This window comes from Rhodococcus sp. NyZ502 (assembly GCF_041464245.1).
In the GTDB taxonomy this organism is placed as follows: Bacteria; Actinomycetota; Actinomycetes; order Mycobacteriales; family Mycobacteriaceae; genus Rhodococcus_F; species Rhodococcus_F qingshengii.
In genome coordinates this window covers 4850193-4875701 of record NZ_CP167155.1, presented here as the reverse complement: position 1 = coordinate 4875701, position 25509 = coordinate 4850193, and the positions used below count along the sequence as shown (strand labels likewise).

Sequence of the window (25509 nt, the reverse complement as noted above, 5' to 3'; positions counted from 1 at the left end):
GGCCTAGACGCGGAGACTGGCAAATATCGGGATCGGGGCTATGCGGACCGTCGTCCAGATCAACACGAGTGTCAAGATCACAGCCGGTGACCAGCGCAACTGATGCCAGAGCACGACGGGTCTTCCACGGGTGCGGGCGGTCGTCCACGAGACGTACGTGAACGCCAGTGCAAGCAGCATCACGAGGCCAAAGGCATTGAAACGCATCGCTGCACCGAAATCGCCGTGGATGAGGCTGTACACCATCCGAGTGCTACCGCAACCGGGACAATTGACGTTGAACAGCGCTTTGGTCGGACAAACGGGAATGACCCCACCAGGTGTGGTGGGGTCACTCCAGGAGATGAAGCCGCACAGCGCAATTGCCGTGAACGCAACTGCCGCTGGCGCCTTCAGTGCGGCGAGTCGTGATATGTCATCGTTCTCGGTGTCACCACAATTCGGTGTCATTGCAGTTCGGTGTTTGGCCGTCGATCAGTGTCGCCGGTCGGCGTCGGCGGTCACAGGGAACTCGATCCGGCAAGGACGACGACAAAAAGGAAGTACAGAACAGCGACGGCAACACCTGCGCCGACTGACCACAAGGCGAACTTCTTGGCATCGTCAGCTGATTTTCGCGCAGCGTCGAACTGACCTTGCGCCCACAAAGTGTTGACCTGGCTTGATTTGACGATCGAGACGATGCCGAGCGGGAGGCAGCAGAACACTGTCACGAGAATCGCCCAGACCAGATTGTTGTCCGGCGGAGGGCCGACCGGTTGTTGCTGGCCGTAGTACGGGTTCTGCGTCATTGGTCACCTAGCGTTCGGAGAAACAGGGCGTTCGGAGAAACACCCTCTGACGTGCGAAGAGCACGGGCAGGTGACAACATAATCCGTTTCCGAGTGAGTCAGTATCGACTGTTCGTATGACAGAGAATCCGGTTGATTTCTGATTCGGAAGGCGATACCGAAGACGTCAGCGCATGACCTGTACCTGCTCGGCGATATCAGCGGCCAGGGCCATCGCAGTCAGAGCGAGGCCGTTGTTGAGGTCGTATCGCAGATGCCCGACATGGCCGTCCTGGACAGCGCGGACTCGTTTCCACGTGGGCGACTCGGCTTCCACAGCGTCGGGGTTCTGTAGCAAGACGAAGTCGGCCTGGTCGAAGATCGCAAGCTCCTCGAGGCTGTAGAAAGTCGAATCCTTCCGATCAGGTGCGGCATGGGCAGCGTCGGTCAAGACGTTCAAGCCGAGGTCCTGCGCAACCGACACGGCGAACGTGTTGTTCTGCAGCCAGATCTGACCGCTGTCTGCGCCGGCGATCGCAATCGACTTGCCTTCGAGGAGACCACCGATCTTGGCCCGCGCTTGCGCAAGTTCGGCGTTGTATCGGGCGATGACGCGTTCGGCGACTTCGCGGCGATCGAGAGCCGTGAGCTGCGCGGTCATGGCCTGCTTCCACGACGAGCTCGTCGTGCCCTCGTCGACGACGAGCACCGGTGCGATGTCAGTGCCGAGCAGGCCCTTGTCCTGGTAGTAATCCCACCAGCCTTTCCCGACGACCAAAAGATCGGGGTCGTGGCTCAGTATCGATTCGGCATTCGGTTCGTTGTTCGTCCCACCGAGGCGAGCCGCGCCGGCGGGTACCTGGCGCATGAGTTGAGACTTCGGATCCCAATTGGTCGCGACGATCGGGTACTCGGCAAGTAGTGCAAAATCGAGGGCCCCGCGGGCTTCGAGCACCACGACACGCTTGGGGTCCCGCGGCAGGCGGTAGGCCTGGTCCGCGACGACGATGTCGACCCACTCGTCCGAGGCTTCGGTGCCGCTGGATTCGCCCGAACATGCAGACAGTGCGCCTAGTGCACCGAGCGCCGCCGCACCGGCCAGGAATCCGCGTCGTGTCAAGGAATCGATCAGACGGGTGAATTCGTCGTCCACATCTTTTGTCAACTGCAAGGGGGTTTCGGTCGCAGAAGGGGACACCGTCGGGTGGAAGGTTTCGGTCGATTCGATCACAGGCATGAGAAGGCGCAGCTCCATCTGATGTTCCGGGCATTGGCAGGTGCCTGACCAACGTATTCGAACTTCGCAGCCGGAGCCTTACTCGAAAGCGCCAACCACTCAGCGGATTTGGCCATTCGTCACGGGCTCGTGCCACGGGACTCTCCCCTCGGATTCGGCTCGTTGTGGAGGGGCGCGCCCATCTGATCCGAACTCGAGGTATCGTGGCCGACATGCAGCGCGTCTATTTCTGGTTTAGCAGGCCGGCCCCGGGTGGGCCTGCCGGCGTAACCACGCGCTGACAACCTCCACCCAAGAGCCGGACTACAGACCGGCTCGCTGGAGTTTCTCTTCATCTCTGGGGTCGGCCTGAGAACAGGAAACCGAAAACCCCATGACTGTCACCATCGACACCACCGCAGCTTCGGACAGCCTCGACGATCAGCGCACTGTGAGTATCAGTCCGCTCGTGTCACCGGCGACTGTTCGTGCTCAGCACGCTCCGGACGAGGTCGCGGCCGCCACTGTGCGCACCGGTCGGGCCGACACCATCAACATCCTCAACGGTGACGACGATCGTTTGATCGTCGTAGTCGGTCCGTGCTCTGTGCACGATCCGGAAGCGGCGATGGACTACGCCCGCCGGTTGGCCGCCAAGGCCGAAGAACTGCGGGACGATCTGCACATCGTCATGCGCGTCTACTTCGAAAAGCCGCGCACCACACTCGGGTGGAAGGGCCTGCTCAACGACCCCCACCTCGACGGCACGTTCGACATCAACACCGGGCTCGGTATCGGCCGCAAGTTGCTTCTCGACGTGTCGAGCCTGGGCCTGCCAGTCGGCTGCGAGTTCCTTGATCCGATCATGCCTCAGTACATTGCCGACCTGGTCAGCTACGGTGCGATCGGCGCCCGGACCGCCGCCAGTCAGGTTCACCGTCAGCTGTGCAGCGCGCTGTCCATGCCCGTCGGTATCAAGAACTCCACCGAAGGTGACGTGCAGGTAGCCGTCGACGGCACCCGCGCCGCGGCAGCGAGCCACGTGTTCCCCGGAACGGACCTCGACGGCCAGGCTGCCTTGATCCGTACCGCGGGCAACCCCGACTGCCATGTCATTCTTCGTGGCGGTAGCGACGGACCGAACTACGATGCCGAGACCGTCGCGGACACCCTTGCCCGCCTGCGTAAGTCGAACCTGCCCGAGCGCGTGGTCATCGACGCGAGCCACGGTAACAGCAGCAAGGACCATGAGCGTCAGGTCATCGTGCTCGACGACATTGCCCGACGTCTGACCGAGGGCGAGCAGGGAATCGCGGGCGTCATGTTGGAGAGTTTCATCGAGGCCGGCCGTCAGGACCTGACCTTGGGCAAGGCGGACGAGCTCACCTACGGCCAGTCGATCACCGACGCGTGCATCGACTGGTCCACCACCGCAGCGCAGTTGGACCGTCTGGCGCAGGCCGTTGCGGCTCGGAGGGGCTGACGCCCCCGTGCGCCTTTCTGGTAGCGCCAACTACCAAAAAGGCGCACAGGGCCGCTAGGCCAACACTTCTCGCGTGGCCTCGACCAGGCGCTCCAGCCAGGCGTCGGTGCCGACGGCGCGGCGCAGTGGCTCGTTGGGCAGTTCGATGCTGACCGGCAGTCCGGCAGGCAAAGTCGACCAGATGTCGGCCAGGGCGATGCCGCCGGTGCCGGGCACCAGACGCTCCTCGCGGGCCTGACGGATCAGCTCTGCGTCCCCAGTGGGAGCGGGGGTCGAACCGTCGCACATCTGGGCATAGTGCAGCCACTCGCGCGGGATGGACGCAAGATCCTCGAGCGTTGTCGCCGAGCGGTCGGTGTGCAATGCGTCGACGAGGACACTACGAGCCGGACCGTCTGCCGCCGAGACGATCTCGATGGCCGCACGCGCATCGGGCACCGCAGTCCACGGCATGAATTCGAGCGAGGCGACGATGCCGTAGTTCGCGCACAGTTCAGCGAGGCGGGCATAGGAGTCCGTGAGCCGAGCTCGGTCGCGGTCGTCGCCGCCCACCAGAACGGCTTTGGCTCCGAGCTGTGCTCCGGCTTCGAGCAGCGGAACGTAGTCGGTGGGGTCGAAGTCGGCTGCAAGACGGATGATTTCGAGGTCGAATACCTCGACCGGTGAATCGCCCAGTCGACGCACCAGTTCGTCCAACGACTGCTTGTCCTCGTGCAGAGGGTAGGCCGTCGTACCTGGTGCCGCGGGCATCAGACGGATACCGATGGTGTCGAAGCCGTGCTTTTCAGCCAAGGCGACGTGCTGCATCGGTGCGGTGTCGAGCACTGTGAGGGCTGCCAGTCCGAGTGAGAGTGTCATGCGTGCGCTCCAACTGTCTTGGCTCCGGCCAGTTCCCGGCCGGCCAGGTAACCGAATGTCATGGCCGGTCCGAGGTTGATGCCCCCGGACGGGTAGTGCCCGCCCATCACGCTCGCCTGATCGACGCCGACGGCGAGCAACCCCTCGATGGGGCGGTCGTTGTCATCGAGAACCTGCGACGACGAGTCCGTGACCAGTCCGGCGAAGGTGCCGAAACTCCCTGGCACGACTTTCACCGCGTAGTACGGACCCTTCTGCAAGGGCGCGAGCGACGGGTTCGGCCACGGATTGGAAGCATCTCCGGAACCTCGGTTGAACGGTGTTGTACCGCGACCGAACTCGGGGTCTTCACCGGCCACGGCCCCGATATTGAAAGCTGCGACGGTTTTCTCCAACTGCACGGGGTCGACGCCGATCTTCTCGGCCAAGTCCCGAAGAGTGCGCCCACGCGTGAGGTACCCCGAGCGCAGGTACGGCTGGATCGGGATCGGCAAGGGCTTCGCCATGCCCAGCGGGAGGTATCGCACATACTGTTGATCGGCAATCAACCACGAGCACACCTCTTCGCCCTCGGGAACCTGCTCGACCATCGCGAGTGTGTAGTCGTGATAGCCGAGTGCTTCGTTGACAAACCGCTTGCCGTTCGCGAGAACTCCGATGACACCGGGCTTTCCGCGATCGAGGATGTGCGGGAACACACCTTCCTTGCCGTTGCGGTAGCGAACGATGGAGACGGGGCAGTACGCGACGGGGGAGGCGAGGGTGCGGTCGAGTCGGCCGCCCACGGATTCGCCGAGGGTGATGCCGTCGCCGGTAGTTGTCTTCGGGGTGAGCGACCAGTGCTCGTTGCCGGTGGGGGTGCGCGGGAACAGTTCGCGTCGTCGGTCGATGTCCTGGGCGAAGCCGCCGGTGGCGAGTACGACACCACGTCGGGCAGTTACCGAGTACGCGCCGTCCGGACTTTCGAGGCGGACGCCGACAACGCGGCCGTCGTCATCGGTCTGCAACGCGGTCGCGGACGTCTTCACCCGAAACTCGACGCCGAGATCGAGCGCTGAGCGAAGCATCATGCCGACAAGCGCAGTGCCGTTGACGAGTTGCTGACCACGACGCTTGGTGGCGAGATCGAACATGTGCTTAGTCACCCGAACACCACAGTGCACAAAGGCTTTTGGTGAGCGGGTCGAGTGCAGGAAAGCCTGCAGGTCGGGCCCGGCCATGATGCCCATACCGAGGAACGACGTTTCGTACAGCTGCCGACGCAGTAGCGCCGCGACATCTGGTCCGAGCTTTCGCAGACTCACCGGTTTCGGTCCGACGGAACGGTGACCCGTGCCGGCGCCCGGTGTGTCACCGTGAATATCGGCGATCTTGGCTCCGGGCACGAACTTCAGAGCAGTCTTGCGTTCGAAGAACTCGACCATCTCCGGGGCGCCGTCGAGGAGTGCATCAACTTTGGCGGCGTCGAAGTTGTCGCCGAGTCGGTTTTCCAGATATGTCCGCGGTGCCGAGCGATCCTCGACAACCCCATCGGCGATGGCAAACATGTTGCGTGGGGTCCACATCCACCCGCCCGACCAGGCCGTTGCGCCGCCGCAGGTGTCGGCCTTCTCGACGACGAGTACGGAAGCGCCGCCATGTGCTGCGGCAATTGCTGTGGAAAGCCCGCCTGCGCCGGAGCCCACGACAACTACGTCGTAGGTGAGGGGGGTACTGCTACTCATTTCTGCTCCTTGGCAGTTGTTGCGAGGGTCGGTGTCGATGTCAGCTCGACAACCTTGCCCGTTCGTGACGATTCGTAGATTGCGGCGATGATGGCAAGTGACGCGCGCGCGTCTCGACCGGTGACGGCGGGTTCGCGCCCGGTCAGGACCGCGTCGGCGAAGTCCTGCACCTGCAGGGTGTGGAAGTCGGTCAGTGCCGCATTGACCGCTCCCACATCGAGATTGGCGTCGATGTCGGCGGAGTACGGCGACCGGAACTCGACTTCGCCCGGCACGGTCCAGATTTCGTTGACACCCTCGTGCCCTTCAGGAAATTCGAGGACGCTGGCAATGGCGCCGGTGCGCCCGATCACCGTCACGCGGTTACCCAGATTGTGATTGGCACCGGTAGTCGCGGTGACGGTGGCGGTGCCGCCCGAGGCAAAGGAGATCACAGCTGACGCGCTGTCTTCGGTCTCGATGTGCTCACCGTGGGTGTGGGTGCGGATGAAGCCGCTGACCGAGACGGCCTCGCCCATGAACCAGGCCAGCATGTCGATCTGGTGCACGGCCTGTGTCATGAGCACGCCACCGCCGTCGGTGTCCCAGCGTCCGCGCCACGCATCGGCCGAGTAGTAACTAGACGGGCGGTGCAGGATCACCGACGCCTCACCGAGCATGGGTAGTCCGATCCGCCCGTCGTCGATGGCGTCGCGGATCCGACGTGCTGCCGGCCAGAATCGGCGTTGGAAGAGCACCCCGAACGTGATACCGGCGCGGTCGGCGGCCTCGATCATGCGGTCGGCGGCAGCAACATCGACTGCGATGGGCTTCTCGCACAAAACATGTACACCCGCTTCGGCAGCGGCCACGACTACCTCTTCATGTACCGGGTGCGGCGTGCAAACGGTGCAGGCGTCGAGTCCGAGGGCGAGAAGTTGCTCCACTGAACTCACGGCTGCGGGAATGCCGTGCGCTGCCGCGAACTCCTGGGCGCGTCCGAGATCGGGATCGCAGCAGCCGATCACCTCGACACCGGGGACTTGTTGCAGCGCGCGGGCATGGTTGCCGGCGATCTTGCCGCAGCCGACGATTCCGACTTTCAACGTCATCAGAAATGTTCCTCTGCTTCGACGTCCCGCGCGGCAGACTCGCCGCGGTCGAGACTGTTCAGTGCTTCGATGTCCTCGCTGGTGAGGGTGACGTCGAGTGCTGCCAGGTTCTCGGCCTGACGCGTCGGGTTCGCTGATCGCGCGACCGGAACCACACCCTGCGCGACGTGCCAAGCGAGGACCACTTGAGCTGGTGTGCAACCGATTCGACCGGCGATCTCGCTCACAACGGCGTTGTCGAGCACGTCACCCCGGCCGAGCGGACTCCACGACTGAGTGAAGATGCCAAGTTCGTCGTTTGCGCGGCGAACCGGGATCCGAGCGAGCGACGGGTCCATCTGAATCTGGTTGACTGCCGGTGCCTCGCCGGTTTCGGCGACGACGCGGCGCAGGTGGAGCTCCAGGAAGTTCGACACACCCACGTACCGAACCAGTCCGGCGTCGCGGCAGGCCAGCATCGACTCGAACGACGCGACATAGCGATCGATTCGCGGGAGTGGCCAGTGGATCAGGAACAGATCCAGCTGGTCGAGTCCCAGTAGTTCCAGACTCTGCTCGAGGGCGCCCCGAATGTCGCCGGAAACCTGGTCGTTGCCACGAAGTTTGGTGGTGACAAACAGTTTTTCTCGCGGCACACCTGATTCCGCCAGCGCCACACCGACGGCGCCCTCGTTGCCGTAGATCGCGGCGGTGTCGATGAGGCGGTACCCGGCCTCGATGCCGGAGAGAACCGAGTTCGTGGCGTCGGTACCGACCAGGGGCCAGGTTCCGAGTCCAATGGGCGGCAATGCAGTTGCCACGGGTGTGGCTGCCTGTGTGGTCATGCGTGAACCTCCTGACGTGCCGCAGCGGCGGCGGTGATCGCGACGGCAACGTCGGCTGCGGTCACGAGTGCGGCATGGATGGACCCGCCGTCACCGCTCGCGTCGCCGACGGTATGTACTCCGAGTCGTGGTGCCAGTGAACGGAGTTCGGCAAGAAGTTCCGAACGCGGCTCGACGCCTTGCGAGATCAGCAGTTCGCCCGGAGCATCGACCTCGCTCAGCACACCGGCCGTCGAAATCGTGACGCGGTCAGCGGCGACTGCGGTGACGATCGAGCTGAGGTAGGTCGTGAGGTTCTCACTTGCGGCCAGGCGCGGCAGCAGCACGATCTTTCCGCGGCGTCCGACGTCGTGCGCGATGGTTTCCTGCGGGCCGATCATCACGACCTGGGTGCCCTTCTGAAGGAGATCGTCGGCGACGGCCGCAGCCTCACGGTCGGCGCCGAAGATGGTGACAGCGGCAGGAGCTGGATCGCCGGAGACGAGGAATTCGCGGACGTCGCGAACGGTACGGGTTGCTGCTCCGGGGAGATCGACCACGGGGCCGACGCCGCCGGCGGCAAGAACTATGGCGTCGAAATCGACACCGGAGAGCAAAGCAGCATCTACCCGGGTCGAGGTGTGGCAGTGGACCCCGAGTTCAGCCAGTTCCGCGGCGTACCAGTCCACGATCCGTCCATATTCGGGATACTCGTGAAGCTTCGATGCCAGAGCGAAGTCGCCACCGAGGCTGGGTCGCTCGTCGTACAGGTCGACGCGGTGACCGGCAAGTGCGAGGTCGCGGGCAGCGGCCATTCCCGACGGCCCGGCACCGATGACGGCGACCCGCACGGTGGCATCAGCCGGCTTGGTAGGCTGATCCAATTCGCGGCCGACCCACGGGTTGACGGAGCAGGGAATGGGGCCGGCGGCCAGGCTGTCGATGCAGTAGTTGCAGGCAATGCAAGGGCGGTACCGGCCACCGTCGATGGCGCGATTCGGGAAGTCCGGATCTGCGTGCAGCGTACGAGCCATGCTGACGAAGTTCGCCTGCCCGGATTCGATGATCCGCGCAGCGATCTCCGGCGACGTGATGCGTCCGGCCACTCCCACCGGGATGTCGAAGTCGCGCTGGTACTGCTCGGAGTACGGCGCGAGGAGACCGCGCGACCATTCACCGGGCTGGATGATCCACTGTCCCGCTTCGTAGTTGCCGGCCGAGACGTCGAGGAAATCGAGTCGGTCGGTGTCGATGGCGCCGATGCGAGCGCGAGTCATCTCGGCGTCGAGTCCGCCGTCGATGCCTTCGAAGGCTGAGAATCGGAGTCCCAGAGTGATTCCCGGTGCGTGCTCGTGGACGGAGGCGATGACCTTGTTGACGAACAAGGTGGGGTCGGCCCACTCGTCGTCGCGGTGATTGTAAGCAGGGGAGAGGAACTGGTGGATCAGATACCCGTGGCCACCGTGCAGGGAGATGACGTCGACGCCGGCCTGCTGGCAGCGTGCCGCGGCTTCACCGAAACATTCGATGATGTGCTCGATGTCGTCGCCGTCGAGTTGTTCTGGCATCTCGCCGCCGACAACCAAACACGGAATCGGTGTCGGGGCAACGGGAACAAACCCGCTGACAGAACCTTGCGCCGTACGTCCACCGTGGTTGAGTTCGACTCCGACGAGGGCGCCGTGAGCGTGGATCGCGTCGGCCATCTTCTTGATGCCGGGAATCCGTTCGTCGACGTCGACGCCCATCTGCCGGATGCGACCCTTGCCGTCGGCGCGCACGTAGCTCGCTTCGGTGAAGATCAGTGCAGCACCACCTTCGGCGCGGCGAGCGAGGTACGCGATGTACTCGTCCGTCATAGTGCCGTCGACTTCGCAGTAGTTGCGTTCCATCGGGGCGGACACGAACCGGTTCCGGAGGCGGACGCTGCCCATGTCGAGAGGTTCGGCGAACGGCGCAGTCACATTCATTAGTGCTCCTGGTACTTCGCGAGAAAGTAGGTGTTCGGTTGTGCTCATGCGCATGCCGTCTCGGAGAGCAGCTCGCTCAGATGGCTGCGCATGCGATCCGTATCGGCTTCGACACCAGTCAGGAGTGTGAAGGTGTCAGAGGCTTGAGCCACCAGCATCTGCCCACCGTCGAGAACTGCGCATCCGAGAGTAGCTGCAGCGTTGAGCAATTCGGTGCGCATCGGTCGATAAACGATGTCAGCGACCCACAATCCGGAATGCAACGCCGCAGGGTCGAAGGGAGTTCCGGGGTGACCCACCATGCCGATCGGAGATGCGTTGACGACGCCGTCGCACGTAGTCAGGTTGACGGCGATCTCATCGATCGCCAAAGCCGTTGTGCGCGTGCCAGGGAAGGCCGAGGCGACGCGAGAACACACATCGGCAGCGCGAGCGGGATCAATATCTGCGATGCGAAGATCCGTGGTGCCGGCGGCGGCGAGTGCGTATGCCACAGCGGAACCCGCCCCTCCTGCCCCGGCAAGCACCACTCGGTCCAAGGCGGCGTCGGGCAAACCGCGCTGCAGTGCTGTGAGGAATCCGCTGTGGTCGGTGTTGTGGCCGATCAAACGGCCGTTGTCGACCACAACCGTGTTGACGGCACCGAGCAACCGCGCGTTGTCGGACAGCTCGTCGAGCGCGTCCACGACAACCTGCTTGCACGGGTGGGTGATGTTCAGTCCGGTGAAATCGCCCGCGACGGCGCCACGCACCACCTCACCGGTTTTCTCGACCGAGATGTTCAGGTTCTCGAGATCTACCAGTTCGTAGCTGTAATCGTCGAGTCCCAGTGCTGCTGCTTCGTGTGCGTGCAACGCGGGCGAGAGTGAGGTGGCGATACCCGACCCGACAAGGCCGATACGGTGACGTGTGTATTCGGTGGTCATGACATTCTCCTGCATAAGTGGGGACGGCCCCTCGCGGCAATTCAGCGCGAGGGGCCGGTCCGGTCAAGCGTTGTTGCTGGTGAGCTCTGAGTCCTGCTTGATCGGCAGGCTCGGCTTCGGTTGGCCCAGTTCTGCTGTGGGCGTGCGGTACGTTTCCGGTCCGGTCATCGCCGCGATGGCGGAGACGACGGCGAAGCCCAGGCACATCCAGGCAACCGGTGTCCAGTTGCTCTTGTCTCCGGCTGATATCGCCTGAGCGATAGCCGGTGTGAAGCCGGCAACAAGGAGTCCGAGCATGAGGCTGACGGCCATTCCGGTGTATCGGACCTTCGCGGGGAACTGCTCCGGGAAGTACGCCGGGTACGTGCCGTTGGGCATCGCGTAGAAGATTCCGATCATGACGATTCCCGAAGCGAAGACCATGGGGACGCTTTGGGTTCCGATCGAATGGAAGAAGACGAAGATCATCAGGCCGGCTCCGATCGCGCCGACGACGAAGATGGGCTTGCGTCCGTAGCGATCCGAGAGGATGCCGAACAGCGGCTGAGTCAGTACGGCAACAAAATTGGCGGTCGCGATAGCCCACAGCATCGTGGAGCGTTCGAAGCCGGATTCGACGGCGTACGCCAGAGCGAAGACGTTGACGATGGTGTTGATCATCGCGAAGGTCGAGCTCATGCTGATACGGATCACGGTGCGCCAGTGCGAGCGGAACATCTCGACGACGGGAATCCCGGCCGTCTCGTCCTGTTCCTTCAGTTCTTCGAAGACCTCGGGTTCATCCAGGGCACGACGTAGCCACAGGGCAACGACGGTCACGATGATGCTGAGCCAGAAGGGAACTCGCCAACCCCACGAGTAGAGGTCTTCGTCGGGCAGGCTCGCCACTGGGATGAATACCAGGCTGGAGACGACGATGCCGAACATGATCCCGCTCATGGTGAACGAGGTGAAGAACGAACGACGGTGATCCGGCGCGTGTTCGAGCGTCAGTGCGGAAGAGCCGGGTGATTCACCGCCGGCAGAGAGCCCTTGAAGTAGGCGAAGCAAGACGAGAATGATCGGCGCGGCGATGCCGATCTGGTCGTAGGTCGGCAGGCAACCGACGATGACCGTCGCAACACCCATGAGGAGCAGGCAGGCGAGAAGCGCGTTCTTGCGTCCGTACCGATCGCCGAGGTGTCCCCAAAGCACCGCGCCGAGCGGGCGGGCGACGTAGGCGACACCTAAGGTGCTGATCGAGAGCAGGGTTGCCGTTGATCCGCCGCCGGGGAAGAAGATCTTGGGGAACACCAGCGCGGCCGCGGAGCCGTAGATGAAGAAGTCGTAGTACTCGAGGGTGCTGCCGAGGAAGCCCGAAACGGCGGCGCGGCGCGCATTCGAATTCGGGTGCTCCGCAGTGGAGTGCGTGGAACCGGTGGAGGTGATCGGTGGTGCCATGTGAAGTCCTTTCGTCCCGATGGGCCGGCCGTGGCGGCACGTTTGGTGATGCACCACGCATCGGTGACGTCCCTCACCTTTCGGCGGCTGAGACGACAGTGCCACGAAGGACTATGGCGCGTCCAACACTAAATGAGTCTCAGATAATGACGTTTTTGGTCTCAATCTCCGGCGTCGGCAGAATTTCCTCGGATGTCTCCAATGCGACGGCGAGCGCATCGGTCATGTGCCGCGGTGACCAGGCAATTCCGTGATTCATGAACGTCGGCTCGCCGGTGAGTGGGACGAACACACTGCCAGGTGGGGTGATAGCAGCCATACCGGACGTCATCAGCGCTACACCGACGCCGGCGGCAACGAGCATCAGGATCATGTACGGATCGGTGATCTCCTGAACCACGCGAGGCCTGAAGTCTGCGTTCATGCAGGCGCGCATCGCGGTTTCCTGGAGGGCCGAGCCGGCCGAGAGCGGGGTGGTCACGAATCCGTCGTCGGCCAATTCGCGGAGGTCGATCGCGTCCCTCTCTGCGAGGGGATGGTCGATCGGAAGCACAGCGCCGAATGCCTCCCGTCGGATCAGCCGGGTAGACAGTGATGCGGATTCCACGGGTAGTCCGACGAAGGCGAGATCGAGGGCGCCGCTCTCGAGTTGGATGACCGCGTCGCGCGTCATGATCCGGCCGAGGAGTGTCAGTTCGACTTCCGGATAACGCTGACGCAACGCGCGTGTCAGTGGCGGAAGTGCTTGATAGTTGAGCACTCCGGTGAACCCGATTGTGACTCGTCCGTAGACGCCTCCCGACGACGCGCGCGTAGCGTGTCGTGCCGTCTCCATGTTCTCGATGACGCGATAGGCGTGGGGGAGAAAGGCATGTCCGCCGGATGTGAGTGCGACGCTGCGAGTGCTTCGTTCGAACAACTTGACGCCGATGTCCTTTTCGAGCTTTCGGATCATCTGGCTGAGCGGCGACTGGGCCATCTGGAGCCGTGATGCGGCCCGCCCGAAGTGAAGTTCTTCCGCAACCGCGACAAACGCGTGCAACCAGCGGGTTTCCATCGGCAAGGCCTCCAGGTATTTGACGTTGACAACAAACGCCATATATTCAGAATTTCTACACAGTGTGACGGCAATTATGCCTGTTTGCAACATAAATTGAGTGCGTAGCGCACAGAAACTCAGGAGTGAATGCGATGCAGGGTTACCCAGAGGGTGTCACAGCGCTCGTTACCGGCGGTGCGAGCGGAATCGGCGCCGCCAGTGCAAAGCTGTTGACGGAGAGGGGAGTTCGGGTGGTAACGGCAGATCTTGCCGAAGGCGCGGACGAACAACTCGACGTGAGTGATCCGACAGCAGTCGATGCGCTTCGAACCAGGCTCCGCAGAGTCGACATCTTGATCAACAGTGCGGGAATCGTAGGACCATCAGCGCCACTCGTCGACGTCGACCTCGCGGCTTGGCAGCGTACGTTCCGCATCAACGTCGAAGGGACATTCCTGATGTGCCGGGCGTTCGTGCCGGGGATGGTTGCGTCGGGGTGGGGGAGGGTCGTCAACCTCGCAAGTATTGCGGCCAAGGACGGAAACCCGAATCAGAGTGCATATTCCGCGTCCAAAGCGGCCGTCGTCGCGCTGACGAAATCACTCGGCAAAGAGGTCGCCACCACCGGTGTGCTGGTCAACGCGATAGCTCCGGCGGCCGTGGAAAGTCCTATGAATGCCGGCACCGATCCGGCCATCCTCGCCCGTTCGCAGTCTTTGACGCCGATGGCGCGAATGGGGAGGGCCGACGAGATTGCCGAACTGATCTCCTGGCTGTCGTCGTCGGCGGTAAGTTACTCGACCGGCGCCGTGTACGACGCCAGCGGCGGCCGTGCAACATACTGAATTACCTTCTGGGAGAAATCGATCAGAACCGGAGCAGTGACTGCCACAGTTCGCGAGATGCGTCCTGGTACTCGAGCATGTGCGAGATCAGTTCGCGCAGTGGCTGTGTCGGTTCGAGTTCTTCCGGAAGGAGCGGATTGCGCACGATGACCGCGATCACCGCGCTGCCCAGAGCAAGTGATTCGCGGGCCGCCTCCTCGCGACTGATTGTCGCCAGGCGTGTTTGCGCCTGTGTGAGTGCTTCACGGGCCTCGGCGATGTCGGCCAACAGTGCTTCCGAGTTCCAGAGTGTGCGGATTGTCGAATCATCCTCGGGGGCAAAGTGAGCGATTTCCATGACAGCCGATTCGGGGGCGGCGCCGAGTCGGCGGAGAGTGCGGCGGGCGCTGTCCGTGCCGCCGAGCAGATTGTTCGGGCGGACGGCGAGTGTGGGCTTCCATTCCTCGTAGCCCGCAAGGCGCAGCGCCTGATCGTGTCTTCGGGCGGCGGTGCGGTCGCTACGTTTGAGCGCTGAGTGCTCGACGGCTATCCACGTGCCGTCCCAGGGGCGTATGCGATCGGTACGAGTTCGCCACCCCTCCACTTCGCTGTAGGTGGGGATACCGTCCGGGTTGAGGACGTACGTTCCACGAGCGGTACGACGCAGTTTGTTCTCGCGGCACAGGCGGCCCGTTGCCACGCGAATGCTCGATGCGCTGACGCCGACGATCTCGCCGGCCCGGGTCAGCACAGCGGTGCTGAACTCGGTGTCCGGGCTCGCTGTTGCGAGGTCCAGCACAACTCGGGTTGCGGACATTCCTCGATCAGTTTGTAACAACTTTTGAACAACTCCTGACAAATTCTGTTACAAGTGGCATGGTTGGTACCGGGAAACCTTATCCGCGAGCAGTGAGGAAATATCGTGACCGACTCCGATCGACCAGGTGGCGATGTCTATGTGGAGCGTGACGGTGGCGTCACCGTCATCGTGATGAATCGCCCTGATCGCAAGAATGCGGTGGACGGGCCGATGGCGGCGCAGTTGCGTGATGCCTTCCTGGAATTCGAGTCGGACGAGAGTCAGAAGGTGGCAATTCTGTGGGGTGCGGGCGGCACATTTTGTGCCGGTGCGGATTTGACCGCAGTCTCCGACCCCGCGCGCGTGCACGAGTTGCATCCGGAAGGCGGCGGCACCGGCCCGATGGGGCCGAGTCGGTTGGTGTTGTCCAAACCGTTGATCGCCGCCGTCAGTGGATACGCAGTGGCCGGAGGGCTCGAGCTTTCATTGCTCGCGGACCTGAGGATCTGCGAGGAGGATTCCGTGTTCGGAGTCTTCTGCCGGCGCTGGGGAGTTCCTCTCATCGACGGCGGGACCGTGCGACTGCCGCGAATCGTCGGGCAGGGGCGAGCGCTCGACATGATCTTGACCGGTCGCCCGGTCGACGCTTCGGAGGCGTTGGCCTTCGGACTGGCCAATCGTGTTGTTCCAGTGGGGCAGTCACTCCAGGTAGCCAAGGAGCTTGCGCACCAGTTGTCCGCTTTCCCACAACTCTGCATGCTCGCGGATCGCGCATCGGCCTACCGATCTTTTGATCTACCACTTGCCGAAGCACTGCGCGCCGAGGGTGTCGCAGGAAATCCCATTGTCATCGCCGAAGGTGTGCGCGGCGCTGCTGCGTTCGCCGCGGGCGCCGGCCGGCACGGCCGATTCGAGAACAACCCGAATTCGAACGAGGAAACTGAACCATGATGCCCGTAACCCGAGATCTGATCGCCCGTGGTGCGCGACAGCACGGACCGCGAACAGCCGTCGTCTTCGGCGATCGATCGATGACGTTCACGGAAGTGGACGAACTCAGCAGCCGATTGGCGCATACATTCATCGCGCTCGGTATCGGGCGTGGCGCACGGGTTGCGTTGCTGGTCAACAACTCTCTTGCCAGCGTGCCTGTCGATTTTGCGTGTGTCAAAGCCGGCATCAACAGGGTTCCGCTCAACTCGCGTCTCTCGCTCGACGAGCACGCGAGAATGCTCGAGGACACCGACACCTCGCACGTCGTTTTCGGTACTGACCTTGCCGGCCGAGCTGCTGAACTGTCCGCCAGGTTCCCGGATCGGATGTTCGTCGGGCTGGAAACAGGTGCGGAGGGGCAGCTTTCGCTGTTGGATCGAGCACAGGGCATGTCTTCGGCCACTCCGGACGTCGAGGTAGATCCCGACGACGTGATCCTGACGCTGTTCACTTCCGGGACCACGGGAACGCTGAAGGCCGCGCAGCACACTCAGCGCAGCTACGCCGGAATCTGCCGCAATGTTCTGCTCAATCTGCTTCCGGCGACTCAGGACGACACGATGTTGCACGCGGCATCACTGATTCACGCCAGCGGTGTCTTCGTGCTTCCATTCTGGCTCCGTGGCGGTAAGACCGTCATCCTCCCCGGTTTCGACCCGTCGACCTTCTTGGACTCGATAACCGAGCATCGGGCTACGGCAATCAATCTGGTGCCGACGATGATTCAGATGCTCCTCGAACGCCCTGATTTTGCGAGCGCAGACATCTCGAGTCTGAAATCCGTGATCTACGGTGCGTCGCCGATGCCGCTGGCCACCATCGAACGTGCAATGCAGGCGTGGGGGCAACACCGTTTTCTCCAGTACTACGGGCAGACCGAGGCACCGCTGTGTATTGCAGTCTTACGGCCCGAAGATCACACGGAAGATCGCCTGCTGTCCTGTGGTCAGCCGGCCATCGACGTCGAGATCAGGCTGCTCGACGGTGAGGGAAACGAAGTGCCCCAGGGAGAACCGGGTGAAATCGTGATCCGCTCGCCATCGGCGATCGCCGGATACTTCAATGCACCGGAACTGAATGCGGACACCTTCACCGAAGACGGCTGGGTTCACACCCGTGACATCGGTCAGTTCGACGCCGAAGGATTCTTGTTCTTGAAGGACCGAGCTTCGGACATGATCATCAGCGGCGGATACAACGTCTACCCCCGTGAAGTCGAGGATGCACTCCTGACGCATCCGTCTGTCCGTGAGGTCGCCGTGGTGGGTACCGCCGACGCCAAGTGGGTGGAGGCGGTCACGGCTGTGGTGGTACTCGAGGACGGGACCGTCGAAAACGACGTACTGCAAGCATCATTGGTCGCGCACGTCGGCGAGCGACTGGCGTCGTACAAGAAGCCGCGTCGGGTTGTTTTCGCAGAATCCATACCGAAGACGGCCGTCGGCAAGCTCAATCGGAAGGCGCTGCGAGACGAACTCCGCGACGCTATCTAACTCCGCGAGTGCGGAATTGAACGCTGATTCTCGGCCCGAGGGCCCGCGCACTCTTCGGGACACAGTGTTCCCACGTGCGTTGGCAGGATCCGCCCATGACGAGTAGATCTCCGTGTCCGAGATTGAAGCGGATGGATTCGCCGCCCCCACGAGGGCGCAAAAGGAGCGGGCGAGCCGCACCGAGAGACAGGATGGCCACCATCGTGTCCTCGGTGCGACTTCGTCCCGTATCGTCCCCGTGCCAGGCAACGCTGTCGGAACCGTCGCGATAGAAACAGAGACCCGACGTGGCGAATGGTTCACCGAGTTCGTCGAAGTAGTGACTGCTCAGCGCGTCTTTGGCTTCGGTGAGAAGTGCGTCCGGCAGTGGTTGATTCTCTGCGTAGAAACACACCAGACGAGGGACGTCGACAACGTGGTCGTACATCTGACGCCGTTCGGAACGCCACGGCACCGTGGCTTCCAGATTGTCGAACACGGCCTCCGATCCGGTGAGCCAGGCCGGGCGATGGTCGACCCATGCGCCGGCGGTGAGAATACGTCGCTGCACCGTGCCGTCGAGATCGGCCAAAGAAACGCCGAGGTCACCGTTGTCGAACAGAGACGGTTGCATCGTGGCGGTCATAGACTCCACCGTACACCGAAATCGAACATATGTTCCCATGAAATTTGATTGCAGTGCTGGACGGCTGTTCATCCTTGCTGGGTGATGTCCGGCGGCGTGAACCTTTGAATACTGTTCTCACGCTATTTCGCCGAAGAAGGGGATGTCATGACTGCTCCGCACCAATCTCATGCGAACCACCCTGTCCGACAAGGCTTTGCCATCGGGACCACGGTGGCGGCAGCATGCCTGCTCTTCGTCGCGGGAATCGTCGCGTTGCTGCAGGGCATCGCGGCTCTCGCGGACAACGATCTGCTGATCGTCGGAGTCAATTACACCTTCGAATTCGATGTCACGACATGGGGTTGGATCCACATCGTGCTCGGAATCATCGGCATCGCGGTGTCGCTGGGATTGTTCGTCGGCATGGCGTGGGCCCGCGGGATGGCATTCGTCATCGCGGCACTTTCGATCGTGGCGAATTTCCTGTGGATGCCGTACTACCCGCTGTGGTCGATCGTGATCATCGCCCTCGACGTCGCTGTGATCTGGGCCGTCGCGACCTGGCGACCTGACGAGGTGTGATCCTCTGACCGAAGTGAGTGGTTCACCTGCGGTAGGTGAACCACTCACTTCGCTGTGTCCGGGCCTCCACGGTTGGCCTCATCCCTACGCGGCGTCAGCGCCGTTTCGGTGACTCGCGATCCTGGTTCTCGCGCGGACGCATGTCCTTCGTCGATCGGTGTGGGAAGCCATGGATCATCGAGCAAGAGATCCAGCAGATCACTACCGTTGCGATTCCGAGTCCGATCGACGCGAATGGTTCCTGCGTAGCCAGCCAGACGCTCAGTCCGATTGCCGTCCCGACGATCAGAATCAGGATGGTGTCGAGTCGTGTCGTTTGCATCGAAATCATCGCCTGGCACAGATAGTTTCTGGCGGCCCGCTGGTTTTGGCGGCCCGCCGCCCGGCGAGTGACAGCCGGGGGCAGACCTTGCGCGGCTGACCCCTCGCTCTGGAAATCGCCGCCGCAAGTGATCAATACCCGCGAAATTCGTCTGCGAAACTCTTGGCAGGCAGAACAGGACCTTTGGCCGGTCAGATCGATTCCGCGCGGTTGGCCGCCTCGATGAATCGGGACCAGAACGGTACGCGGACGCTAATGGGAGAGAGTGTCTTTCGGCCCTGTCCGAGGGGGAACTCATTGGCGAGATATTCGAGGAGGTTTGCCCCGTAGTAGACGATGTCGGTCTGCCACACGGAGATCACCGGCGATCCCGAGGGGGAGGGTGCGGCGGGCGTGAAGCGGTGAGCGAAGATCGGGACAAGGCGCGGCCACGCTCCGATCTGTTGACGCACGATTGTGGTGACGTCCTCGGGTGAGGCGGGCATTCTGCCCCACGATGCCGGCCAGAACGGTGGTTGTTGATGCAGTGCATCCCAAATGAAACCTTCGGTGACTTTATCTAGCCAAGTACCCAACTCGAGGTCGTCGGCGCTACGCCAGTTCGGCCAACGGTCGCCAAGTGGTAACGCAGTGGCAAGAAGGCTGCGGTGGTCTGGGTTGAAGTGAAATCCAAAGCGTTCGTGGACGGAATCGAACTCTGCGTCGGTCAGACCCTCGCTGAGTTCGATCCCGGCCGCGTTGAGCAGTGCCGCTGCCTCGCGCCCGACGTGCTTCATTTCAGGAGTCTTGCAGATGCCACGTCCAGAACGGCAACGATGCTCTGGTCGATCACCGCACAATCGCCCGGCCGGCCTGTTGGTCGAACCTACGTTGAGGTTGTACATACTAGTTGTTACAGTTGATTGGTGAACTCAAAGGACCAGCTGACGGGTGCGATGGCAGAGCTGTTGTGGGAGCGCGGCTATGCAGCGACGAGCCCACGCGACGTGATGACACGTGCCGGGGTTGGCCAGGGCAGCATGTATCACCATTTCAGTGGAAAGCACGAACTCGCGGTAGAGGCGCTGTCTGCAGTTACCCGAGAAATGACGGGCGAGTCATCTCCGTTGGGTGGAGAAGGCTCGCCCCTCGAACAGATGAAGCGCTACCTCTCATTGCCGCGGCCGGGTACTCGGGGGTGCCGGGTGGGTCGGATGACCCAGGACCCGGAAGTGGTCACGGATGCAGAACTGATCGCAGTTGTTGCGAATGCCTTCGACACCATGCTGAACCATTGGGAGCGGGCGATCACTGCCGCGATTGCTGCAGGAGAACTTCCGACGAGCATCGTCCCGGCGGATCTCGCGCGAACGCTGGCAGCCGTCCTGCAGGGCGGCTATGTACTTGCCCGCGCGCAGGGTGAACAGGGCCCGATGGACGCGGCGGTTCGTGGAGCCATTTCCCTGCTCGACGCCGCCCAGTCCGCTCTCTGCACCGATCACTGACCAACTCGAGAAAGAGAAATCAATGTCCGTTCGTATCGGAATCAACGGCTTCGGCCGTATCGGTCGCAGCTACCTGCGGGCTGCGCTAAGCAGCGATGCAGATGTCGAGATCGTCGCGATCAACGACATCGCCGACGCCGCAACCCTCGCTTCGCTCCTGGAGTGGGACTCGGTGTCCGGTCATCTGGACGGCGTCGAGGTCGACGGGGACGCGATTCTCGTTGCAGGAAAGCGCATTCGCGTCACCTCTGAGCGCGAGCCGTCCCTCATCCCCTGGAGAGCCGAACGCGTCGATGTCGTCATAGAGTCGACCGGCAGATTCACGGACTCGGTCAACGCTCGCCAACACCTGACAGCGGGAGCGCGAAAGGTGATCATTTCGGCTCCCGCCGACAGTGATGTCCCTGCAGTTGTACTCGGAGTAAACGACGACGTCCTCGACATGTCGGAGGACGTATTCTCGAACGGATCCTGCACGACCAACTGCCTCGCACCGATGGTTAAGGTGCTGCACGAGGCGTTCGGCATCGAGTCCGGACTGATGACGACGATCCACGCCTACACCAGCGACCAGCGCCTCCACGATGCTCCTCACAGCGATCTCCGGCGCGCTCGCGCCGCGGCATTGTCTACGATCCCGACTTCCTCCGGCGCCGCCGCCACCATCGGGCGGATCATCCCAGAGCTGGACGGAAAATTGACCGGACTCTCGCTGCGCGTCCCCGTGCCAGTCGGTTCGATCACCGACCTCACTGCCCATCTCTCACGACCGGCAACTGTCGTGGAGATCAACGAAGCGTTTCGCGTCGCATCGCAGACTCCCGAACTCTCGTCTTACCTTGCCTATTCGGAGGCGCCACTTGTCTCTGCCGACATAATCGGCAATCCCCACTCGGCAATCTTCGATGCTCCCCTCACACAGGTCGTCGGCGAACAAGTCAAGGTCTTCGCCTGGTACGACAACGAGTGGGGTTTCTCGAATCGCCTCGTCGACCTCTCGCAGCGCGTCGGCTCATAGAGACCAGACGCAAGGGCGGGAGGCTTTGTCTGTAAGGCTGTGCGATGAGAACTGATGTGCGATGAGAACTGTTGTGCGATGAGAACTGGTGCCCCTTGGGAAACCCTCGCACGGACGATACCCAGGCGTGGTGCCCGCAATATCGATCCGCCATCGTCTCGACTGGCCAAGGGCGTGGGATTGAGATGCGTTTTCAGTGCCCGCTCACAACTGCCGAACCTGATTGGCATCGCCAGAACCCAGGAAAGGTTCAGGACAAGCTGATGTGCGCGTCCTGGTGGAGACACTCACCGAAGCGGATCGACAACCAGCCACTCCACCGTTCCACCGACATTCCATAGTGCATCGGGGTTGTCGAGCGAGGCCGCGTACGTTGCCGCAGCTTGGTCGCCGGCGATCTCACCGCTCTCGCCCGACGGCGGGTTGGGCTCGAGGAATTCGGAGGGGTGCGGCCCTGGCCATGCAGGCACGTCGAACGGGGAAATGCTGGTGTCGATGAGGCCAGGTCGATGCACGGTCACCCGGTCTGGAACTTGCTTGGTTTCCGCCGCCACGGCGATCCCTGGTCCCTCGGCAGCTTCGCCGTCGCCGCTACCGCAGCCTGCCACTGCAAGAACAAGTCCCGTGATTGCCACACCCACTACCGCATGACGTATCCGCACCGTTTTCTCCTAGCCGGGGCTGACCCCGTTCGAACTCCACTATTGCATCTCGCCAACTCCGCGGGATGCGTCTTTCGATAAATGTGAGAAACGCACTGAATGTGCTCGACAGGAGAATTGGATTGTACTGTGAGCCATGCCGACCCTGCTTCGACGTGCATTCAAGATCGGCGCGGTAGCGCTGGCAACGATTGTGGTGGCGGCCTACCTGTATCTGGCCTTCACTTATCGCAGCGCTGATGTCTTTGCGCCGCCAGGGCGCATCGAGTCTCTCGGCCGGACCTACCTGATCAGCAATTTCCCGCCGCGCACTCGTGAAGATCTCGAACAGCGATTCGCGCAGGGCCATCGTGAGCAGTACACCTTGGAACAAGTGAGTTCCGTATTTCCGTGGCGCGCTGTCTACCAGTGGCAGAACGACCAGATCCGCGGCCAGGCGACGTCGAGCGCGTACCTGAAATGGGGCGAGACGTACATCAGCTATTCGCTTTCGGGTGGCCCATGATTCTGCGTAGACCGAGTCGAACTCACATCGCTTCGTCTGCTGTCGCTCGTCGTGCTACTGCTGCACCGGACTGAGCCTGCCACCGTTCTTCGATGCGGCCGTACCGCCACACGAGTAGAGCAATCAGCCAGGTGGCGACGAAGAGTCCGACGATGATGAAGCCCATCGCGCCGAGATCCAAGTTCCCGATGGCGCCGATAAACCCGTCGTGAATGTCGAGTTTGTCGGTGAAAATCGAGATGATTTCCTGGGTCCCGATCAGCAGTGCCACTGCCACCGAGAGTCCGGTGATCACCATGTTGTAGTAGATCTTTCGGACCGGCTGAGCAAATGCCCAACCGTAGGCGAAGTTCATGAACGATCCGTCGATCGAGTCGAAAAGCGACATCCCGGCGCAGAAGAGGATCGGCAGAACGAGGATCGAATACCACGGGAGCCCTGTCGCCGCCGCGCCGCCGGCGATCACCAACAGCCCGACTTCGGTGACGGTGTCGAATCCCAATCCGAACAGTAGGCCGACCGGGTACATGTGCCAGGGCTTGCGAACCATCTTCATCACCGGGCCCAGAATCTTGTTCAAGGCGCCGCGGCTGTCGAGTTCCTTCTCGAGTTGTTCCTCGTCGAAGGTTCCGGCCTTGTACTTCGTGTACACCCGATGAATCCCGATGAGAGAGACAAGGTTCAAGATTCCGATCAAAATCAGGAACGTGCCGGAAATGGTGGTGCCGAACAAGCCGGTCCACTTCTCCAGATCGGAGTTGTCGTCGGAAAGGCTGGTGGCCAGTTGCCGCACACCCAAAGCCAAGAGGGCGACGAGTACGAAGACGATGGTCGAGTGTCCGAGCGAAAACCAGAACCCGACGGACATCGGTTTCTTGCCGTCCGCTACCAACTTCCGAGTGGTGTTGTCGATAGCGGCGATGTGATCGGCGTCGAAAGCATGGCGCATGCCGAGCGTGTACGCCGTTACGCCGAGTCCGACGCCGAAGACACTGCCTTCGATCGTGTAGTGGCCGGGGACAACCAGGCCGAGAAGAACTGCCCACCCGACGACGTTGAGCGCTACGACGGTGACGGTCATCCCGATGATGCTTCGACGCTGGCCTCGATCCAGACTGTGCCAAGCACCGGCGATTCGAGTGCCTGTCGTGGTCATTGTCGTGGACATCGAACCTCACCGATCCTTCAGTCGCGGCCGGCGGCCACGCTACTGAAATCGTATAAGTGTTCAACTGTTCAGATAAGCGCCTGGAGGTTACAAATTGCCCATTCGGGAGTAAAGATATTTTGCTCGTCGATGGGAAATGCTCAGGCGAACACGGTATTGACCAGCGCGACGTAGATCGTCGTTCCGACGACGATGCTCAGGACGGCATTCTTTCGCCAGAGGTGCGCGGCGATCGTGGCGCACACTGCAATCAGTTCGGGTAGGCCATGAGAAGGGGCGGTGATCGACACCCCTTTGAGTGAATACATGACGAGAATCAACATGACGCCTGCCGGCATGTAGATGCCGAGGTAGCCGACCAGGGCGGAGGAGCGCAGCGGCATGAGCGCGGCGAAGGGGATTGCGCGCAGCGCGAAGGTGACCACGGCCATGACTGCGACCGCCGCAAAGATGTACGAGGTGTCAGGCATCGATCTTCGCCTTTCGTGAGTCGTAGACAAAGCGCCCGATCAGGAAGAGCACGAAGGCGCCCATCGCAATTGGCAGCATGTGGTCCGGCGCTGCGAGCCGGGCGACCAGAGCGCAGGTGACCGCGGCGACCGGCACCGCGAATCCGTTTTGTGCGCGAATCGCTTCGATCGAGAGGACGACGAACAACGCCGTCAGGGCGAAGTCGAGGCCGACGATCGAGTCCGGAATCCACTGTCCTGCCGTCGCGCCCAGGATCGCGCCACCGATCCAGTAGCCGTGCAGGTACAGCTGGGAGTAGACGATGACGCGTCCGGTGAGTGCCTTGGGATCGGCAGTTACCGACATCGCATAGGCCTCGTCGGTCAGCGCGAACATGCTGTAGAAGCGGGCGAAGGGGTTGCGAATCTTTTCCAGCGGAAAACTCAAGGCGTAGAACACATGTCGAAAGTTGACCAGCAGTGCGGTCAGAGCGACGTACGGCAGCGGTGTCATGGCCGCGACCATTCCGACCGCGAGAAACTCCAGCGATCCTGCGTAGATCAGCGAGGTGAAAGCGACTGCCCACCAAGGGCTGAGCCCTTGTTGGACCACAAGAACGCCAAGTGCGATCCCGAGTGGGAGCAGGCCGAATCCAACCGGTAGCGACAGCTGGAAGGCGTGCCGCCACGCCGGGGTTCGCGGTGGGAGTTCGACGGCCGGTGCGGCCGTCGATGATGCTGGTTCGATCACGACGCAAATCTATAACAAAGATCGAGGTGATCGATTGCTCAGAATGCCCACATATTGAACAGTGCGCAATAATAGTGCGATGGATGCCATGGATGACGCAATTTTGTTTCACCTACGCCAGGACTCGAGTTTGACCAATACCGAGTTGGCGGATCTGGTGGGTCTGACACCGTCCCCTTGCCTGCGCCGCGTGAAAAAGCTCGAAGCCGACGGAATCATCACCGGGTACCGCGCGATCGTCAGTCAGGAAGCGCTTGGCCGAGGATTTCAAGTGATCGTCACCGCCGAGATCGGAGTCAACGACCAGGCCACCATCGAGGACTTCGAATCCCAGGTCGCCGCCTTCGACGAAGTGATCGAATGTCGGAGATTGTTCGGAATTCCCGACTACTTCATTCGCGTCGCGGTGAAAGATCTCGCGACGTACGAGAACTTCATGGTCACCAAGCTCAGCGGGCTTCCGGCTGTCTCGCGGGTGACATCGTTGATCACCATGAAGACCATCAAGAGTGTCGACTGATGCCCGGGCTCG

The 25509-nt window shown here is 62.1% G+C and carries 28 protein-coding genes; 9 read left to right on the top strand and 19 right to left on the bottom strand.

Annotated elements, in window-relative coordinates; all coding sequences use genetic code 11:
* Positions 1–3 precede the first annotated feature (3 nt).
* The 3 genes from ACBG85_RS22395 to ACBG85_RS22385 form a co-directional block, all read right to left on the bottom strand.
* Complete coding sequence (locus ACBG85_RS22395; protein WP_165639070.1) at positions 4–450, bottom strand: DUF2752 domain-containing protein; 447 nt, start codon at positions 448–450, stop codon at positions 4–6.
* A 50-nt stretch (positions 451–500) separates the two neighbouring features.
* Complete coding sequence (locus tag ACBG85_RS22390; protein ID WP_003940575.1) at positions 501–791, bottom strand: CD225/dispanin family protein; 291 nt, start codon at positions 789–791, stop codon at positions 501–503.
* Positions 792–957: 166 nt separating this feature from the next.
* Positions 958–2007: an ABC transporter substrate-binding protein gene (locus ACBG85_RS22385; protein WP_372024909.1), complete on the bottom strand. Its 1050-nt coding sequence runs from the start codon at positions 2005–2007 to the stop codon at positions 958–960.
* Positions 2008–2380: 373 nt separating this feature from the next.
* Between ACBG85_RS22385 and ACBG85_RS22380 the strand changes: the two genes are divergently transcribed.
* On the top strand, positions 2381–3469 hold the full coding sequence (locus ACBG85_RS22380; protein WP_003940571.1) for a 3-deoxy-7-phosphoheptulonate synthase: 1089 nt from the start codon (positions 2381–2383) through the stop codon (positions 3467–3469).
* A gap of 54 nt (positions 3470–3523) precedes the next feature.
* Here the strand turns inward: ACBG85_RS22380 and ACBG85_RS22375 are convergent, their stop codons facing one another.
* The 8 genes from ACBG85_RS22375 to ACBG85_RS22340 form a co-directional block, all read right to left on the bottom strand.
* Complete coding sequence (locus ACBG85_RS22375; protein ID WP_054825533.1) at positions 3524–4327, bottom strand: sugar phosphate isomerase/epimerase; 804 nt, start codon at positions 4325–4327, stop codon at positions 3524–3526.
* Entirely contained in the window at positions 4324–6051 is a 1728-nt protein-coding gene (locus tag ACBG85_RS22370) for an FAD-dependent oxidoreductase (protein WP_162113744.1), read from the bottom strand. Before ACBG85_RS22370 ends, ACBG85_RS22375 begins: the two co-directional genes overlap by 4 nt.
* A complete protein-coding gene (locus tag ACBG85_RS22365; protein WP_007733574.1) occupies positions 6048–7142 on the bottom strand; it encodes a Gfo/Idh/MocA family protein in 1095 nt (364 codons plus the stop codon). The genes ACBG85_RS22370 and ACBG85_RS22365 overlap by 4 nt, the downstream gene beginning before the upstream one ends.
* Entirely contained in the window at positions 7142–7966 is an 825-nt protein-coding gene (locus ACBG85_RS22360) for an aldo/keto reductase (protein WP_042451272.1), read from the bottom strand. Before ACBG85_RS22360 ends, ACBG85_RS22365 begins: the two co-directional genes overlap by 1 nt.
* Positions 7963–9915 (bottom strand): FAD-dependent oxidoreductase, encoded by a 1953-nt coding sequence (locus ACBG85_RS22355; protein ID WP_372024904.1) that lies wholly within the window; start codon positions 9913–9915, stop codon positions 7963–7965. The genes ACBG85_RS22360 and ACBG85_RS22355 overlap by 4 nt, the downstream gene beginning before the upstream one ends.
* Before the next feature lie 44 nt (positions 9916–9959).
* Positions 9960–10841, bottom strand: a complete 882-nt coding sequence (locus ACBG85_RS22350) for a shikimate dehydrogenase (protein WP_372024901.1) — start codon at positions 10839–10841, stop codon at positions 9960–9962.
* A 63-nt stretch (positions 10842–10904) separates the two neighbouring features.
* Entirely contained in the window at positions 10905–12281 is a 1377-nt protein-coding gene (locus ACBG85_RS22345) for an MFS transporter (RefSeq protein WP_007733570.1), read from the bottom strand.
* A 139-nt stretch (positions 12282–12420) separates the two neighbouring features.
* Positions 12421–13338: a LysR family transcriptional regulator gene (locus tag ACBG85_RS22340; RefSeq protein ID WP_020970528.1), complete on the bottom strand. Its 918-nt coding sequence runs from the start codon at positions 13336–13338 to the stop codon at positions 12421–12423.
* 134 nt (positions 13339–13472) lie between these two features.
* On the opposite strand from ACBG85_RS22340, the gene ACBG85_RS22335 reads away from it, so the two are divergent.
* Positions 13473–14165: an SDR family NAD(P)-dependent oxidoreductase gene (locus tag ACBG85_RS22335; protein ID WP_064444223.1), complete on the top strand. Its 693-nt coding sequence runs from the start codon at positions 13473–13475 to the stop codon at positions 14163–14165.
* A 22-nt stretch (positions 14166–14187) separates the two neighbouring features.
* Here the strand turns inward: ACBG85_RS22335 and ACBG85_RS22330 are convergent, their stop codons facing one another.
* Positions 14188–14961 carry a hypothetical protein gene (locus ACBG85_RS22330; protein WP_065351305.1) on the bottom strand — a complete coding sequence of 258 codons (774 nt, stop codon included), beginning with the start codon at positions 14959–14961 and terminating at the stop codon, positions 14188–14190.
* A gap of 105 nt (positions 14962–15066) precedes the next feature.
* Here ACBG85_RS22330 and ACBG85_RS22325 point away from each other — a divergent pair, with 105 nt between their 5' ends.
* Positions 15067–15894 (top strand): crotonase/enoyl-CoA hydratase family protein, encoded by an 828-nt coding sequence (locus ACBG85_RS22325; RefSeq protein WP_003939849.1) that lies wholly within the window; start codon positions 15067–15069, stop codon positions 15892–15894.
* A complete protein-coding gene (locus ACBG85_RS22320; RefSeq protein ID WP_050654741.1) occupies positions 15891–17429 on the top strand; it encodes an AMP-binding protein in 1539 nt (512 codons plus the stop codon). The genes ACBG85_RS22325 and ACBG85_RS22320 overlap by 4 nt, the downstream gene beginning before the upstream one ends.
* On the opposite strand, the gene ACBG85_RS22315 is transcribed toward ACBG85_RS22320, so the two are convergent.
* Complete coding sequence (locus tag ACBG85_RS22315; RefSeq protein ID WP_372024896.1) at positions 17422–18054, bottom strand: alpha-ketoglutarate-dependent dioxygenase AlkB; 633 nt, start codon at positions 18052–18054, stop codon at positions 17422–17424. The two genes, ACBG85_RS22320 and ACBG85_RS22315, sit on opposite strands and share 8 nt — an antisense overlap.
* A 147-nt stretch (positions 18055–18201) precedes the next feature.
* Between ACBG85_RS22315 and ACBG85_RS22310 the strand changes: the two genes are divergently transcribed.
* Complete coding sequence (locus tag ACBG85_RS22310; RefSeq protein ID WP_007733561.1) at positions 18202–18618, top strand: hypothetical protein; 417 nt, start codon at positions 18202–18204, stop codon at positions 18616–18618.
* Between the two features lie 94 nt (positions 18619–18712).
* On the opposite strand, the gene ACBG85_RS22305 is transcribed toward ACBG85_RS22310, so the two are convergent.
* Together ACBG85_RS22305 and ACBG85_RS22300 are read right to left on the bottom strand one after the other, a co-directional pair.
* On the bottom strand, positions 18713–18940 hold the full coding sequence (locus tag ACBG85_RS22305; protein ID WP_020970523.1) for a hypothetical protein: 228 nt from the start codon (positions 18938–18940) through the stop codon (positions 18713–18715).
* Between the two features lie 191 nt (positions 18941–19131).
* On the bottom strand, positions 19132–19716 hold the full coding sequence (locus tag ACBG85_RS22300; protein ID WP_372024893.1) for a hypothetical protein: 585 nt from the start codon (positions 19714–19716) through the stop codon (positions 19132–19134).
* A gap of 129 nt (positions 19717–19845) precedes the next feature.
* On the opposite strand from ACBG85_RS22300, the gene ACBG85_RS22295 reads away from it, so the two are divergent.
* Positions 19846–20424 (top strand): TetR/AcrR family transcriptional regulator, encoded by a 579-nt coding sequence (locus tag ACBG85_RS22295; RefSeq protein ID WP_054188886.1) that lies wholly within the window; start codon positions 19846–19848, stop codon positions 20422–20424.
* A gap of 22 nt (positions 20425–20446) precedes the next feature.
* Complete coding sequence (gap, locus tag ACBG85_RS22290) at positions 20447–21442, top strand: type I glyceraldehyde-3-phosphate dehydrogenase (protein ID WP_372024890.1); 996 nt, start codon at positions 20447–20449, stop codon at positions 21440–21442.
* Positions 21443–21729: 287 nt separating this feature from the next.
* On the opposite strand, the gene ACBG85_RS22285 is transcribed toward gap, so the two are convergent.
* Positions 21730–22104, bottom strand: a complete 375-nt coding sequence (locus ACBG85_RS22285; protein ID WP_372024887.1) for a hypothetical protein — start codon at positions 22102–22104, stop codon at positions 21730–21732.
* A gap of 136 nt (positions 22105–22240) precedes the next feature.
* Here ACBG85_RS22285 and ACBG85_RS22280 point away from each other — a divergent pair, with 136 nt between their 5' ends.
* Entirely contained in the window at positions 22241–22609 is a 369-nt protein-coding gene (locus ACBG85_RS22280; protein ID WP_030535333.1) for a hypothetical protein, read from the top strand.
* A gap of 22 nt (positions 22610–22631) precedes the next feature.
* Here the strand turns inward: ACBG85_RS22280 and ACBG85_RS22275 are convergent, their stop codons facing one another.
* The 3 genes from ACBG85_RS22275 to ACBG85_RS22265 all read right to left on the bottom strand — a co-directional run bounded on the left by ACBG85_RS22275 (position 22632) and on the right by ACBG85_RS22265 (position 24977).
* Positions 22632–23777, bottom strand: a complete 1146-nt coding sequence (locus tag ACBG85_RS22275; RefSeq protein WP_211920778.1) for a HoxN/HupN/NixA family nickel/cobalt transporter — start codon at positions 23775–23777, stop codon at positions 22632–22634.
* A 140-nt stretch (positions 23778–23917) separates the two neighbouring features.
* Positions 23918–24247 carry a branched-chain amino acid transporter permease gene (locus ACBG85_RS22270; RefSeq protein WP_003940007.1) on the bottom strand — a complete coding sequence of 110 codons (330 nt, stop codon included), beginning with the start codon at positions 24245–24247 and terminating at the stop codon, positions 23918–23920.
* Positions 24240–24977, bottom strand: coding sequence for an AzlC family ABC transporter permease (locus ACBG85_RS22265; RefSeq protein WP_003940360.1), 738 nt, complete (start codon positions 24975–24977; stop codon positions 24240–24242). The genes ACBG85_RS22270 and ACBG85_RS22265 overlap by 8 nt, the downstream gene beginning before the upstream one ends.
* Before the next feature lie 79 nt (positions 24978–25056).
* Between ACBG85_RS22265 and ACBG85_RS22260 the strand changes: the two genes are divergently transcribed.
* Positions 25057–25497 carry an Lrp/AsnC family transcriptional regulator gene (locus tag ACBG85_RS22260; protein ID WP_020970517.1) on the top strand — a complete coding sequence of 147 codons (441 nt, stop codon included), beginning with the start codon at positions 25057–25059 and terminating at the stop codon, positions 25495–25497.
* Positions 25498–25509 lie beyond the last annotated feature (12 nt).

Excerpts from the sequence above, each read along its gene's own strand:
- ACBG85_RS22395 (WP_165639070.1), bottom strand. The coding sequence starts at position 450 with ATGACACCGAATTGTGGTGACACCGAGAACGATGACATATCACGACTC.
- ACBG85_RS22390 (WP_003940575.1), bottom strand. The coding sequence starts at position 791 with ATGACGCAGAACCCGTACTACGGCCAGCAACAACCGGTCGGCCCTCCG.
- ACBG85_RS22385 (WP_372024909.1), bottom strand. The coding sequence starts at position 2,007 with ATGCCTGTGATCGAATCGACCGAAACCTTCCACCCGACGGTGTCCCCT.
- ACBG85_RS22380 (WP_003940571.1), top strand. The coding sequence starts at position 2,381 with ATGACTGTCACCATCGACACCACCGCAGCTTCGGACAGCCTCGACGAT.
- ACBG85_RS22375 (WP_054825533.1), bottom strand. The coding sequence starts at position 4,327 with ATGACACTCTCACTCGGACTGGCAGCCCTCACAGTGCTCGACACCGCA.
- ACBG85_RS22370 (WP_162113744.1), bottom strand. The coding sequence starts at position 6,051 with ATGAGTAGCAGTACCCCCCTCACCTACGACGTAGTTGTCGTGGGCTCC.
- ACBG85_RS22365 (WP_007733574.1), bottom strand. The coding sequence starts at position 7,142 with ATGACGTTGAAAGTCGGAATCGTCGGCTGCGGCAAGATCGCCGGCAAC.
- ACBG85_RS22360 (WP_042451272.1), bottom strand. The coding sequence starts at position 7,966 with ATGACCACACAGGCAGCCACACCCGTGGCAACTGCATTGCCGCCCATT.
- ACBG85_RS22355 (WP_372024904.1), bottom strand. The coding sequence starts at position 9,915 with ATGAATGTGACTGCGCCGTTCGCCGAACCTCTCGACATGGGCAGCGTC.
- ACBG85_RS22350 (WP_372024901.1), bottom strand. The coding sequence starts at position 10,841 with ATGACCACCGAATACACACGTCACCGTATCGGCCTTGTCGGGTCGGGT.
- ACBG85_RS22345 (WP_007733570.1), bottom strand. The coding sequence starts at position 12,281 with ATGGCACCACCGATCACCTCCACCGGTTCCACGCACTCCACTGCGGAG.
- ACBG85_RS22340 (WP_020970528.1), bottom strand. The coding sequence starts at position 13,338 with ATGGAAACCCGCTGGTTGCACGCGTTTGTCGCGGTTGCGGAAGAACTT.
- ACBG85_RS22335 (WP_064444223.1), top strand. The coding sequence starts at position 13,473 with ATGCAGGGTTACCCAGAGGGTGTCACAGCGCTCGTTACCGGCGGTGCG.
- ACBG85_RS22330 (WP_065351305.1), bottom strand. The coding sequence starts at position 14,961 with ATGTCCGCAACCCGAGTTGTGCTGGACCTCGCAACAGCGAGCCCGGAC.
- ACBG85_RS22320 (WP_050654741.1), top strand. The coding sequence starts at position 15,891 with ATGATGCCCGTAACCCGAGATCTGATCGCCCGTGGTGCGCGACAGCAC.
- ACBG85_RS22315 (WP_372024896.1), bottom strand. The coding sequence starts at position 18,054 with ATGACCGCCACGATGCAACCGTCTCTGTTCGACAACGGTGACCTCGGC.
- ACBG85_RS22310 (WP_007733561.1), top strand. The coding sequence starts at position 18,202 with ATGACTGCTCCGCACCAATCTCATGCGAACCACCCTGTCCGACAAGGC.
- ACBG85_RS22305 (WP_020970523.1), bottom strand. The coding sequence starts at position 18,940 with ATGCAAACGACACGACTCGACACCATCCTGATTCTGATCGTCGGGACG.
- ACBG85_RS22300 (WP_372024893.1), bottom strand. The coding sequence starts at position 19,716 with ATGAAGCACGTCGGGCGCGAGGCAGCGGCACTGCTCAACGCGGCCGGG.
- gap (WP_372024890.1), top strand. The coding sequence starts at position 20,447 with ATGTCCGTTCGTATCGGAATCAACGGCTTCGGCCGTATCGGTCGCAGC.
- ACBG85_RS22280 (WP_030535333.1), top strand. The coding sequence starts at position 22,241 with ATGCCGACCCTGCTTCGACGTGCATTCAAGATCGGCGCGGTAGCGCTG.
- ACBG85_RS22275 (WP_211920778.1), bottom strand. The coding sequence starts at position 23,777 with ATGTCCACGACAATGACCACGACAGGCACTCGAATCGCCGGTGCTTGG.
- ACBG85_RS22270 (WP_003940007.1), bottom strand. The coding sequence starts at position 24,247 with ATGCCTGACACCTCGTACATCTTTGCGGCGGTCGCAGTCATGGCCGTG.
- ACBG85_RS22260 (WP_020970517.1), top strand. The coding sequence starts at position 25,057 with ATGGATGCCATGGATGACGCAATTTTGTTTCACCTACGCCAGGACTCG.